The sequence below is a fragment of the Thioalkalivibrio sp. ALE28 genome, assembly GCF_000377425.1.
In the GTDB taxonomy this organism is placed as follows: Bacteria; Pseudomonadota; Gammaproteobacteria; order Ectothiorhodospirales; family Ectothiorhodospiraceae; genus Thioalkalivibrio.
The window spans coordinates 225,995-238,061 of sequence record NZ_KB898096.1 but is presented as its reverse complement, the minus strand read 5'-3'; the positions used below and the strand labels follow the sequence as shown (position 1 = coordinate 238,061).

The 12,067-nt window shown below is 67.8% G+C and carries 10 protein-coding genes; 6 read left to right on the top strand and 4 right to left on the bottom strand.

The genetic code is table 11. The annotated features are described in order from the left end of the window. Positions 1-340: 340 nt before the first annotated feature. The 3 genes from D105_RS0106205 (at position 341) to D105_RS0106195 (ending at position 4,856) form a co-directional block, all read left to right on the top strand. The gene (locus D105_RS0106205; protein WP_018877863.1) at positions 341-1,057 is read left to right on the top strand and encodes an ABC transporter ATP-binding protein; all 717 of its coding nucleotides are present in this window, start codon (positions 341-343) and stop codon (positions 1,055-1,057) included. Next, on the top strand, positions 1,054-3,585 hold the full coding sequence (locus D105_RS0106200; RefSeq protein ID WP_018877862.1) for an ABC transporter permease: 2,532 nt from the start codon (positions 1,054-1,056) through the stop codon (positions 3,583-3,585). The genes D105_RS0106205 and D105_RS0106200 overlap by 4 nt, the downstream gene beginning before the upstream one ends. A gap of 131 nt (positions 3,586-3,716) precedes the next feature. Then, the gene (locus D105_RS0106195; RefSeq protein ID WP_018877861.1) at positions 3,717-4,856 is read left to right on the top strand and encodes a lipocalin-like domain-containing protein; all 1,140 of its coding nucleotides are present in this window, start codon (positions 3,717-3,719) and stop codon (positions 4,854-4,856) included. A gap of 293 nt (positions 4,857-5,149) precedes the next feature. Here the strand turns inward: D105_RS0106195 and D105_RS0106190 are convergent, their stop codons facing one another. Further along, the gene (locus tag D105_RS0106190; protein WP_018867271.1) at positions 5,150-5,350 is read right to left on the bottom strand and encodes a PA3496 family putative envelope integrity protein; all 201 of its coding nucleotides are present in this window, start codon (positions 5,348-5,350) and stop codon (positions 5,150-5,152) included. 214 nt (positions 5,351-5,564) lie between these two features. On the opposite strand from D105_RS0106190, the gene msrP reads away from it, so the two are divergent. Then, positions 5,565-6,542, top strand: coding sequence for a protein-methionine-sulfoxide reductase catalytic subunit MsrP (msrP, locus tag D105_RS0106185; RefSeq protein WP_019592804.1), 978 nt, complete (start codon positions 5,565-5,567; stop codon positions 6,540-6,542). 12 nt (positions 6,543-6,554) lie between these two features. After that, positions 6,555-7,202 (top strand): sulfite oxidase heme-binding subunit YedZ, encoded by a 648-nt coding sequence (locus D105_RS0106180; protein WP_026280434.1) that lies wholly within the window; start codon positions 6,555-6,557, stop codon positions 7,200-7,202. A gap of 279 nt (positions 7,203-7,481) precedes the next feature. On the opposite strand, the gene argF is transcribed toward D105_RS0106180, so the two are convergent. The 3 genes from argF to D105_RS0106165 form a co-directional block, all read right to left on the bottom strand. Then, entirely contained in the window at positions 7,482-8,411 is a 930-nt protein-coding gene (gene argF, locus D105_RS0106175) for an ornithine carbamoyltransferase (RefSeq protein WP_018877859.1), read from the bottom strand. Next, the gene (locus D105_RS0106170) at positions 8,408-9,604 is read right to left on the bottom strand and encodes an acetylornithine transaminase (RefSeq protein WP_018867275.1); all 1,197 of its coding nucleotides are present in this window, start codon (positions 9,602-9,604) and stop codon (positions 8,408-8,410) included. The genes argF and D105_RS0106170 overlap by 4 nt, the downstream gene beginning before the upstream one ends. 102 nt (positions 9,605-9,706) lie before the next feature. Beyond that, positions 9,707-10,288, bottom strand: coding sequence for a superoxide dismutase (locus tag D105_RS0106165; protein WP_018876850.1), 582 nt, complete (start codon positions 10,286-10,288; stop codon positions 9,707-9,709). A gap of 172 nt (positions 10,289-10,460) precedes the next feature. Between D105_RS0106165 and D105_RS0106160 the strand changes: the two genes are divergently transcribed. After that, entirely contained in the window at positions 10,461-11,963 is a 1,503-nt protein-coding gene (locus tag D105_RS0106160) for a DASS family sodium-coupled anion symporter (protein WP_018877858.1), read from the top strand. The last annotated feature ends 104 nt before the right edge of the window (positions 11,964-12,067 follow it).

Here is a 12,067-nt window from a genome sequence, read left to right as displayed (position 1 = left end):
ACACGGCTGTGCGGTTTCACCGTCAATACTGATCCACAACTCGGCCTTGCCGACATCGACCCCGATCCGATGCGTTGCCATCATCACACCTCCCGAGCTAGCTTGGAGTGGTCTGTCGGGGCCTCACCGAACGCTGGCTTGCCATCTATCGTCGGTCCCGAGCCGATCGATTCCTTATCGGCGTTTAAGGTGAGGGGTGGGACGAACTCTCCTACCGTCTGTGCCACAGGCCAGATGCCAGCTTCGTCCCTCCACCCCGACAGACCCTTTCTAGGCCTGCCACGGGTAAACATACAAGCCTGCTCGCAGGCGAAGATTCGTGTGATTGAGAAGGTGTGCGATGGAGCAACAAGGCTCGGTAGAAGGCGCGGTGCTGTCGCTGACCGATGTGGCGTTTGCCTACCCCGGCGAGGGGGAGGTGCTGCATGGGGTGGATTTCGCGCTTCGCGCCGGGGAGCGGGTGGCGATCGTCGGCGAAAGCGGCAGCGGCAAGTCCACCCTGCTGCATCTCGCGGCCGGGCTGGAGGCGGCGGCGCGCGGCCAGGTGTACCTGACGGGGCAGGCGCTGGCGGGGCTGGACGAGGCGGCGCGCACGCGCCTGCGGCGGGGCCGCGTGGGGATCGTGTTCCAGTCGTTTCACCTGATTCCGACGCTGACCGTGCTGGAGAATGTGATGCTGCCACTGGAGCTGGCGACAGACTTGTCTGCCGGCGAACGCCGCGAGCGCGCCGCGGTGCAGCTGGAGGCGGTGGGGCTGGGTGACAAGAGCGGGCGGTATCCGGAGACCCTGTCCGGGGGCGAGCAACAACGCGTCGCGATCGCGCGGGCGCTGGTGCACGAACCCGCGCTGATCCTGGCGGACGAGCCCACCGGCAACCTCGACTCGCGCACTGGCGAGACGGTGTTTGCCCTGTTGCTGGAGCAGGTTCGGGCCACCGGTTGTTCGTTGCTGCTGGTGACCCACAGTCATGAGCTGGCGGGTCGGCTGGACCGGATCCTGACCATGCGCGACGGGCTCCTGCAGTCGGCCGGTTCCACGGAAGCCGCTCCCGCATGAGCCTTCTGGTCCTGCGAGCCTGGCTGCGCGACTGGCGCCGGCGGCCGCTACAGCGGTTGCTGACGCTGGTGGGGGTGATCATTGGCGTGGCCGTGGTGCTCGCGGTGGACCTGGCGAACCAGTCGGCCCAGCGGGCGTTTGACCGCTCGATGGACGAGGTTGCAGGCGCTGCGACGCACCAGGTACTCGGGCCGGCCAGCGGGTTCGACGAGGCCTTCTACCGCGAGCTTCGTGTGGCCGGATGGCGTGATACCGCTCCGATCGTGGAGGGGCCGGCCCGTCTGCCGGACGGCAGCACGATCTATGTGCTGGGTGTCGATCCTCTGGCCGAGGGGCCGTTTCGCGGCGCGGCTTCCGACATCGGGGATGCCCCGGTGCAGCGGCTGGTGACCGAGCCGGGGACGATTCTGCCGCCGGTGGGCTGGTTCCGCGATTCGGGCCGGGCTCACGAGTCGCGTGTGACGCTGGAGGCGGCGGGGGGTGCGCGCGAGGTGACGGTCATTGATCGCGCGGCCGAGCGTGACCAGGCGGACGCCGCGACCGATGAGGGTGGTGGCTCGCTATGGGTGACGGATATCGCCACGGCGCAGGGGCTGCTCGACCGGCTGGGGCGTCTGGACCGGATCGATGTGCGGCTGACGGATGCCGAGGTCGATGTGCTGGCCGAGGCTCTGCCCGCCGAACTGGAGCTGGTGCCGGTAGAGAGCCGTGGGCAGGCCGCGCGCGAGCTGGCCCAGGCATTTCGCACCAACCTGACGGCGATGAGCCTGCTGGCACTGCTGATCGCGGCGTTCTTGATCTACAACACGCAGACCTTTGCCGTGCTCCGGCGCCGCGAGGTGATCGCGAGTCTGCGCCTGGTCGGTGTGGGCCGGCGGGCGATCTTCGGCGTGGTGTTGCTGGAGGCGTTGCTGGTCGGCGTGATCGGGACGCTGCTGGGCGCGCTACTGGGCATTGCGCTGGCGCAGGTGCTGGTCGCGCAGGTGGCGCAGACCGTCACGGATCACTTCTTCGCGGTGGCGGTTACCGGGGTGACGCCACGCCCGTTGGCCCTGGGGGCGGTATTCCTGCTGGGAGTGGGGCTCTCGCTGTTGGCGGCGCTGGCCCCTGCCTGGGAGGCAGCGCGTGCGGGCGGCACGGGGCGCGGGGGTCTGGAGGGCCTCGCCCGTCGCTGGGCGGCATGGCTGGCTGTGCTGTCCATCGCGCTGCTGCTCGCGGGGGGGGGGTTGATCGTCACTGGCGCGGGAGCGCTGGTGGGCGGCTTCGTGGCGTTGTTCCTGTTGATTGCCGGAGTGGTGTTGCTGCTGCCCTGGGTACTGGTGTGGACGCTGCGCGGGCTGGCGGCGCTGGTTCGCGGGGTGACCCTGCCGCGCATTGCGGTGCGCAGCCTGGAGCGCAGCCTGTCGCGCAGCGCGCCTGCTACGTCGGCGCTGACCCTGGCGCTGGCGGCAGCGATCGGCGTGGCGGTGATGGTCGGCAGCTTTCGCGGCAGCGTGGAGCAGTGGCTGGGCCAGGCGCTGACGTCGGATCTTTACGTGGTGCCCGCGGCGCCGGCTTCGGCGCGCGGTGGTGCGCGTCTGCCCGAGGACTGGATGGCCGACCTGGTGGCGCGCTCGGGGGCCGTGTCGGTCAGTACCGGGTCCAGTCAGGAGGTCGTCAGCGAGCGCGGCCTGGTGGATCTCTTTGTGGTGCGACCGCATGCCGACTGGCTGGATTATCTGCCGCTTTTGGAGAGCACGGTGGCGCGCGAAGCGCTGGGGGAGCGGCTCGCGACGGAGGATGCGGTGCTGGTGACCGAGCCGTTTGCGGCGCACCACGACGTTCGGCCGGGGGATCGGCTGTCGCTGGCGGTGCCCGGCGGCCAGCGCCCCTTCGAAGTCCTCGGGATCTACCGTGATTACGGCAATCCGAGCGGTACTGTGCTGATGACCCAGGCGGCCTTTGTCCGGGCGGGCATGCCACCCGACGGAGTGGGGTCGTTCGGGCTGCGGCTGCCGGCGGGAGTGGATGTGGAAGCGGTCGTGGAACGGCTGGAGGCCTGGCTGGCAGAGCAGGACCGCCCAGCCCTGGTGACGCGCCCGGGCGATATCGAGCAGGAGTCGATGGCGATCTTCGACCGGACGTTTGCCATTACCCATTTGCTGCGGGTGATCACGCTGGTGGTGGCCTTCATCGCGATCCTGGGCGCGCTCATGGCATTGCAGATGGAGCGGGCGCGCGAGTTCGCCACGCTGCGCAGCCTCGGGCTGTTGCCCGGGGGCGTGCGTAGTCTTGTCGTGCTGCAGGGCGGGGTACTCGGCACGTTTGCCGCGCTGGCGGCGATCCCGCTGGGGCTGGGCATGGGCTGGCTGCTGATCGAGGTGATCAACCGCGAGGCCTTCGGCTGGGGGATGGACCTGCGTCTGCCCTGGGACGAGGTGGTCGAGACCGTGCTGCTGGGGATCGGAGCGGCATTGCTGGCCTCGGCCATCCCGGCGTGGCGGATGGCGCGCATGCGGCTGGTGCCGGCCCTTAGAGAGGTGCCGTGATGGACTGGATGAGGCGTTGGTTGGGACATGTGGGAGCGGGCTTGCCCGCGAATGGGGTTTGGCAGGGTCCAGCGCGGGCAGGGGCTTCGCCTGCAAGCAGGCTCCCACTGGGGCTGCGCCTGCGGGTGGTTATGGTGCTGATGATGGTGGGGGTGTTGGGCGCCTGCGGGGGTGTGGATCCGCCCGAGACCGATGATCCGGGGGTGACCGGGCTGCGGGTGGGCGAGGCCCTGGGCGGGGAGGAGACGGACGGGTTCCGGCGTGCGGATGCGCCGCGGGTGTTCGAGTTTCCGCGTGATCACGGGCCGCACCCGGGGTTTCGCAACGAGTGGTGGTATGTGACCGGCAATCTCGACGGGCCGGAGGGCGAGCGGCTGGGCTTTCACATTACCTTCTTCCGCGTCGGGCTGGCGCCGGAGCTGGCGGGGGATGCGCGCTGGCACGACTCGGCCTGGGCCAGCCCGGATATCTGGATGGCGCATACGGCGGTGATCGACCGCGAGGCCGGGCACCATGCCTCCGAGGAGCGCTTCGTGCGCGACGGGGCGGGGCTGGCGGGGGCGTCCGATCCGGTCGGACGGGTTTGGGCCGAGGACTGGCAGCTCGCGGATCTGGACCAGGACCGCTGGACGCTCGACTTCAGCGTGGACGACTACCGGCTGGCGCTGGAACTGGAGCCCCGGCGTGGCCCGGTGCTCCAGGGCGAGGCGGGGCTCAGCCAGAAGGGCCCGGAGCCGGGCAATGCCTCCTACTACTACTCCATGCCCCGTATCGCGGTGCGCGGGGAGGTCGAGCGCGCGGAGCTCGGGCGCCTGGCGGTGACCGGTCAGGCCTGGATGGACCGCGAGTGGAGCACCAGTGCGCTGTCCGAGGATCAGGTGGGCTGGGACTGGTTCGCGCTGCAGTTCGACGACGGGCTGGACGTCATGTACTACCAGCTGCGCAAGGAGGGAGGCGAGCCGCATCCGCTGTCCAAGGGCCGCTGGATGCCGGCGGACGCCGAAGATCGGCTTCTGGAGCCCGATCAGGTCGAACTGGAGCCCCGGCGCTGGGCCACACAGCCCTCCGGCAATCGCTATCCGGTGGAGTGGGCCATGCGCATCGCGCCGCCGGACGGCTCGGCGTCACGCGAATTCACCGTGCGCGCCATCCGCGACGAACAGGAGATGGACACCGTGATCCGCTACTGGGAGGGCGCCGTGGATATCCTCGATCCGGACGGAGAGGCGATCGGGCGAGGCTTTGTGGAGCTGACGGGGTACGAGGACTAGGGCGTTTCGACCACAGAGCGCACAGAGGACACAGAGAACAGCCAGGTCAAAAGCGAAAAGCTTTCACAGGAAGATTGGAAGCTCGGAAGGTTTTTTGGGTCCGGCAGTGCTGCGTCGGAGGCAGGATCAGCCCTCGCGCGCTGGGGGTGCCCGGGCGCCCCACAACAACCCTTCCTACCTTCCAATCTTCCTGTTAATCGCTTTCGACCCGGCCTCTCTCCGTGTCGTCTGTGCCCTCTGTGGTGCAACAGGGCTGCCTGCAGGCGAGGGGTGGCGCGAGGCCACCCCGGGGGTCACCAGTCCATCGCCTCGTGCGGGATGTCGAGGTCGAAGTCGTCCTGAAGATGGGCGCGCAGGGCGCGTTCTTCCATCAGGCGTTCCAGGGTGCGGCGGGCGGCGTGACGCGCCGGGCCGCGGTCGTTCACGAGCTGAGTGTCGAACAGGCTGGCGATCTCGTCGGCGCCATCGGCCGCATCATCGATCGTCGGGTCCATTGTCGGGTCTCCTGACAAGCCGGCCGGGCCACCCCGGACTGCGGTATCAGAAAAGCCTTATATATCGTTTCGGCCGGCCCGCAAGCAGAAAATTCTTATTGTTCCTCGTTTTCCCTCATGGAGTACGCGATCCGAACTCGAGCGGGCGCTGCTGGTCCATGGTGCACGAGTGGCGGCGTTTCCCGTCGCCGCCGAACAGTTGCGAGGGCAGGCCATGCTGATCCGCACCCGACGTCGTTCCGAGTGTTCCCGTAGCGAGATTACGCCGCCGGAGATCTACGCGCGGCGGCGCGATTTCCTGCGAACGGGGATCGGGCTGGGCGCTGGTCTGGCGCTCGGTGGGCTGGGCGCGGCGCTGCCGGCCTCCGCCGCCCTGCGGGGGTATCCGCTGGAATTCGAACCCAGCGATTTCTCGACCGACGAGTCGAAGACCTCGTACGACGAGATCACCAGTTACAACAACTTCTTCGAGATGGGCCCGGGGAAGGGGGATCCGAAGACCTACGCCGATCAGCTGAAGACCGATCCCTGGACGATCACCGTGGACGGGCTGTGCGACAACCCGGGTGAGTACGCGGTGGAGGACTTCATCAGCCCCTGGTCGCTGGAGGAGCGCATCTATCGCATGCGCTGTGTGGAAGGCTGGTCGATGGTGATCCCCTGGATCGGCTTCGAGTTGAACCGCATCATCGAGCAGGCGCAGCCGCGCGGGGGTGCGCGCTACGTGGCGTTCGAGAGTATTCACGACCCCGAAAACCTGCGGGGGCAGCGGCCCCGGCGCCGGGCCAGTTCCGGTGGGCTGCAGTGGCCCTATACCGAGGGCCTGCGCCTGGACGAGGCGATGCACCCGCTGACCATCCTCGCTGTGGGTCTGTACGACGAGGTGCTGCCCAACCAGAACGGGGCGCCGATCCGGCTGGTGGTACCGTGGAAGTACGGCTTCAAGAGCATCAAGTCCATTCAGCACATCCGCTTCGTCGAGGACCAGCCACCGACCCTGTGGAACCAGGCGCAGCCGGACGAGTACGGCTTTTACAGCAACGTGAATCCGGACGTGGATCATCCGCGCTGGTCGCAGCGCACCGAGCGCCGCATCGGCGAGTTCCGGCGCCGGCGCACGGAGATGTTCAACGGTTACGGGGACGAGGTGGCGTCGCTGTACGAGGGCATGGACCTGCGCGAGCACTTCTGACGGGATGGGGGCATGACCGCCACAACCCGTCGAGCCCGGTCCCGTCCGCCCACCGGGGTGTGGTGGGCCGTCCTGCTGGTGGCGCTTCTGCCGGCGATGTGGATCGGCTTGCGTACGCTTGGCTGGTTCGGCGGGTTGGGTGTGAACCCGATCGAGAAGCTGCTGGAGCTATCCGGCACGCACGCGATGATCGCGCTGCTGGTGGCGTTGGCGGTGACCCCGTTGCGGCAGATGACCGGGCTGGCGTGGCTCACCCGGTTGCGGCGGATGCTGGGGCTGGTCGCGTTCGGTTACGTGACCGCGCACGCCCTGATCTGGCTGGGGGTGGACCTGTTCTTCGACTGGGAACTGGTGCTCTACGACCTGACCGAGCGCCCGTTCGTGATGGTCGGTTTCGCCGCCTGGGTGATCCTGCTGGCGCTGGCGGTCACCTCCACCGATGGTGCCCAGCGCTGGCTCAAGAAGGGGTGGGTCTGGCTGCACCGCGGGGTGTACGTGGCCGGCGTGCTGGCTATCCTGCATTTCCTGTGGCTCGCGCGGGCCGACTATGCCGAGGTCGCGCTGTACGCGGCCATCCTGGCCTTCCTGCTCGGCTGGCGCGTCGTCTACCGCTGGCAGACCCGCCGGCGCATCGATGCCCGCCGCCGCGCGCTCGCCTGAACACCCCGATTCAAGGTCAAGGGCCTTTTGTTCACCACGAAGCTCACGAAGGCACGAAGAAGGGCAAAAGGCTTGTAACCACAGAGTTCACAGAGGACACGGAGAACGGTCGCAATAACAGAGAATTTTCGGAGCTGCGGCCGGGCAGTAGAGCTATGGGCCATAGCCCGGGCCTGTCACCCTTTGACCTGCTCCGTGTCCTCTGTGCCCTCCGTGGTGAAATCGCCCTTGACGTTGCCCTTCTTCGTGCCTTCGTGTGCTTCGTGGTAAAAAAAGCCCTTACGGAGCGCGCTGGTCGGCGTTAAGGGTGATGAGGAATTCGAGCAGGGCCTTCTGGGCGTGGAGGCGGTTTTCGGCCTCGTCCCAGACGACGCTCTGCGGGCCTTCCAGGACCTCGGTGGAGACCTCTTCCTCGCGGTGGGCGGGGAGGCAGTGCATGAACAGGGCGTCGTCGTTGGCGAGCCGCATCAGGTCGGCATCGACGAAGAATCCGGAGAAGGCCCGGCGGCGGGCGCTCTTTTCCTGTTCCTGCCCCATGCTGGCCCAGACGTCGGTGACGACCAGATCCGCACCCTCGGCGGCGGCGCGGGCATCGCGGGTCAGCTCGAAGTGTTCGCGCGTGGTATCGACCACGCTGGGCTCCGGGTCGTAGCCCTCGGGGCAGGCGGCCACCAGCTGGAAGCCCAGCAGGCGCGCGGCGTACATGTAGCTGTGGCACATGTTGTTGCCGTCGCCGATCCAGGCGACGCGCTTGCCGCGGATGTCGCCGCGATGCTCGAAGTAGGTCTGCAGGTCGGCCAGCAGCTGGGCCGGATGCTCGAGATCGGTCAGGCCGTTGATCACCGGCACCGTGGCGTGCTTGGCGAACAGCTCGATCTTTTCGTGTTCGTAGGTGCGGATCATCACGCAGTCGACCATGCGCGAGAGCACGCGGGCGGTGTCCTCGATCGGCTCGCCGCGCCCCAGCTGGGTGTCGCGCGGGGACAGGAACAGGGCGTTGCCGCCCAGCTGCTGCATGCCCACTTCGAACGACACGCGGGTGCGGGTGGAGGACTTCTCGAAGATCATGCCGAGCGTCTTGCCGCGCAGCAGGTCATCGTGGTGCTCGCCGGCCTTCAGTTGCTGCTTGAGCTCGATGGCGCGCTGCAGCAGGGCCCGGGTTTCGTCGCCGGAGAGATCCAGGAACGAGAGGTAGTGGCGTGGGTTCATGCGGAGACCTCGTTGGCTTGGGGCGACGCCAGGAACGCGTCCACCAGGTCGGCTACGGTTACGGCGATCTGTTCCACCTGGTCGTCGTCGATGATCAGCGGCGGCAACAGGCGAATGACCCGATCCGCGGTCACGTTCAGGATCAGCCCCCGCTCCAGCGCCGCCATGACCAGCTCGCCGGCCGGGCGGTCCAGTTCGACCCCGATCATCAGACCGCGGCCACGCACGGCGACGACGCCCGCATGGTCCGCGAGGCGGTCGCGCAGTCGGTTCAGCAGGAGCTCGCCCTGACGGGACGCCTGTTCGCACAGGGCCTCGTCCTGCATCACATCGAGTACGGCCAGCGCCGCCCGGCACACCAGCGGGTTGCCGCCAAACGTGGTGCCGTGCATGCCCGGGCTGAAGAGCTCGCGGGCGGCACCGGCCACCAGATTGGCGCCAATGGGGATGCCGTTGCCGAGACCCTTGGCCAGACTGACCACATCCGGGGTGATGCCCTCGTGCTGGAAGGCGAACCAGTGCCCGGTACGGCCGATGCCGGCCTGGATCTCGTCCAGCATCAGGAGCCAGCCGTGCTGGTCGGCCAGTTCGCGCAGGCGGCGCAGGTAGCCGGGCGGCGGGACATGGATGCCGCCCTCGCCGGTGACCGGCTCCACCAGGATCGCGACGACGTCCGGGTCGGCCGCCAGGGCTTCGACGGCCTCGGCGTCGCCGTGGGGCACATGCACAAAGCCCGATACCAGCGGCTCGAATCCGGCCCGGACCTTCGCGTTGCCGGTGGCGGACAGGGTGGCCATGGTGCGGCCATGGAAGCTGCCTTCCATCACCACGATCTTCGGCTCGGCGATCCCGCGGGCACGGCCATGCAGGCGGGCGAGCTTGATCGCCGCCTCGTTGGCCTCGGCCCCCGAGTTGCAGAAGAAGGCGCGATCCATGCCGGACAGTGCGCACAGGCGCCGCGCCAGCTGTTCCTGTAGCGGGATGCGGTAGAGGTTGGAGGTGTGCACCAGGGTGCTGGCCTGGTCGCAGACGGCCTGGGCGACCTTGGGATGGGCGTGGCCAAGGCCACACACCGCGATCCCCGACAGGGCGTCGAGATAGCGCTTGCCGTCGGTATCCCACAGCCAGGCGCCTTCGCCGCGCTCGAAGGCAACGGGCAGGCGCTTGTAGGTGTTCTGCAGGGCGTCGCTCATGGGGTTCTCCGAAACCAAAGAGCCGGCGGAGGGCCGCCGGCTCGATGAAAGGCGCGGCCGCGTCATGCGGCCAAAGGCGCCTAGTTTAGTCCGCTTGGGACTTTACTTCATCTGCTGGGCCACAAAGTCCCAGTTCACCACGGCCCAGAAGTTCTCGAGGTACTTCGGGCGGGCGTTGCGGTAGTCGATGTAGTAGGCGTGTTCCCAGACGTCGCAGGTCAGCAGCGGGGTCTTGCCGTCGCGCAGCGGGTTCGCGGCGTTGGAGGTGTTGACGATCTCCACCGAGCCATCACTGTTCTGCACCAGCCAGGTCCAGCCGGAGCCGAAGTTGCCAACGGCGGACTCGTTGAACTTCTCCTTGAAGGCGTCGAAGGAGCCGAAGGCGCTGTTGATGGCATCGGCCAGCTTGCCCGAGGGCTCGCCGCCGGCGTTCGGTGCCATGCAGTTGAAGTAGAAGGTGTGGTTCCAGACCTGGGCGCCGTTGTTGAAGATGCCGCCGGCCGGGGCCTTCTTGATGATGTCTTCCAGCGTGGCGTTTTCGAACTCGGAGCCCGGCAGCAGGCCGTTCAGCTTGGTCACGTAGGTCGCGTGGTGCTTGTCGTGATGGTATTCCAGCGTCTCGGCGGAAATGTGCGGCTCCAGCGCGTTCTTGGCGTAGGGCAGATCGGGCAGTTCGTAGGCCATGAAAGACTCCTTGGACAGTGTCGTGAGAAACTGCTGTGGCAGCGTCCCGAAACGGGCACGCCGCATAACGGGACAACGATAGTCACGTTGCCCGGACGATGCAATTTCCGATGGTACGGGTTGGTTTTGGCCCGGGCCGTATACCCTGATGCTTGACCGACGAAAGAGGCCCATGGCAGCGACCGAGGACACGGCAGGGCAACGCGACACCCAACCGGAAAAGACCCCTCCGGTGAACTGGCGCGGGCGCATCGGTCTGTTGCTGGGGCCGGCGATCTTCGCCATCTTCCTGCTGGTGCCGGCCCCGGCGGGGTTCGATCCGGCGGCCTGGCGGGTTCTGGGCCTGACGCTGTTCATGGCGACCTGGTGGATCAGCGAGGCCCTGCCGCTGCCGGTGACGGCGCTCCTGCCGATCGCGGTCCTGCCGGTGCTCGACATCGTGCCCATGGACGAGGCCACCGCGCCGTACGCGAATCCGATCATTTTCCTGTTCATGGGCGGCTTCGCCATTGCCCTGGCCGTGCAGCGCTGGGATCTCCACCGGCGCATGGCGCTGGCGATCGTGGCGCGCGCCGGCAATCGCCTGCATGTGCTGGTGGGGGCCTTCATGCTGGCCACGGCGGGGTTGTCCATGTGGGTCAGCAATACCGCGACGGCGGCCCTGATGCTGCCGATCGCGCTCTCGGTGCTGGGACTGATCGAGCGCGGCGCGCCGCCACAGGGGCCGGACATGGAATCGCGACGCCCGGCTCTGGCGCTCCTGCTGGGCATTGCGTTCGCCGCGAATATCGGGGGCATGGCGACCATCATCGGTTCGCCGCCGAATGCCCTGACGGCCGCGTACCTCGGGGATCGCCACGGGATGGAGATCGGGTTCCTGGAATGGATGACCCTGGGGCTGCCGCTGGCGGCGGTGCTGCTGGCCCTTGCGTGGTGGTCGCTGACCCGCTGGGTGTTTCCGGTGCACCGGGTGGAGCTGAACGGTCTGCGCGCGCTGCTGGACGAACAGCGCGCGACCGTGGGCCCCTGGTCGGTCGCGGAAAAGCGGGTGGCCGGGGTGTTTCTGCTGGTTGCGCTGGCCTGGCTGACACGGCCGCTGCTCGAGGGCTGGCTACCGATCTCGCTGACCGATGCCGGCATCGCGATCCTCGGGGCCGGGTTGCTGTTCCTGGTGCCGTCGGGCTCGCGCGAACAGCGCCGGCTGCTGAGCTGGGACAATACGCGCGAGCTCCCCTGGGGCGTGCTGTTGCTGGTAGGCGGAGGCTTGAGCCTGGGCGCGGCGATCGAGTCCAGCGGGCTGGCGGAGCTGGCGGCGGATGCCCTGGTGATCGCCCAGGCCTGGCCGCTGATCCTGATCATGGCCGGGGTGGCGCTCCTGACCATGACCCTGAGTCATGTGACGAGCAATACCGCGACAGCGGCTACGCTGTTGCCGCTGGTGACCGCGTTCGCGCTGAGCATGGACGTGCCCGTACTGCTGCTGGCCCTGCCGGTGGCGTTTGCCGCGTCGGTGGCCTTCATGCTGCCGGTGGCGACGCCACCCAACGCCATCGTGTTCGCCAGCAACCGGCTGCGGGTGCTGGACATGGTGCGTGGCGGGGCCTTGCTTTCGGTGCTGGCGCTGGTGCTGATCAGCCTGGTGGTCTACGCGTTTGCCGAGATTCTGTTGTTGTAGCCCGTCTGAGCGCGGAGCTCGGAAGCGGCCCACCGAGGCAATCTTGTCCCCTGAGAACCTGTGGGGAAGAAAGCACTTTGGTATTCAAGTTTTAGGATTCGCCG

Bases quoted from the DNA above. Each gene is read 5' to 3' on its own strand.
- D105_RS0106205 (WP_018877863.1), top strand. From the start codon at position 341: ATGGAGCAACAAGGCTCGGTAGAAGGCGCGGTGCTGTCGCTGACCGAT.
- D105_RS0106200 (WP_018877862.1), top strand. From the start codon at position 1,054: ATGAGCCTTCTGGTCCTGCGAGCCTGGCTGCGCGACTGGCGCCGGCGG.
- D105_RS0106195 (WP_018877861.1), top strand. From the start codon at position 3,717: ATGGTGCTGATGATGGTGGGGGTGTTGGGCGCCTGCGGGGGTGTGGAT.
- D105_RS0106190 (WP_018867271.1), bottom strand. From the start codon at position 5,350: ATGGACCCGACGATCGATGATGCGGCCGATGGCGCCGACGAGATCGCC.
- msrP (WP_019592804.1), top strand. From the start codon at position 5,565: ATGCTGATCCGCACCCGACGTCGTTCCGAGTGTTCCCGTAGCGAGATT.
- D105_RS0106180 (WP_026280434.1), top strand. From the start codon at position 6,555: ATGACCGCCACAACCCGTCGAGCCCGGTCCCGTCCGCCCACCGGGGTG.
- argF (WP_018877859.1), bottom strand. From the start codon at position 8,411: ATGAACCCACGCCACTACCTCTCGTTCCTGGATCTCTCCGGCGACGAA.
- D105_RS0106170 (WP_018867275.1), bottom strand. From the start codon at position 9,604: ATGAGCGACGCCCTGCAGAACACCTACAAGCGCCTGCCCGTTGCCTTC.
- D105_RS0106165 (WP_018876850.1), bottom strand. From the start codon at position 10,288: ATGGCCTACGAACTGCCCGATCTGCCCTACGCCAAGAACGCGCTGGAG.
- D105_RS0106160 (WP_018877858.1), top strand. From the start codon at position 10,461: ATGGCAGCGACCGAGGACACGGCAGGGCAACGCGACACCCAACCGGAA.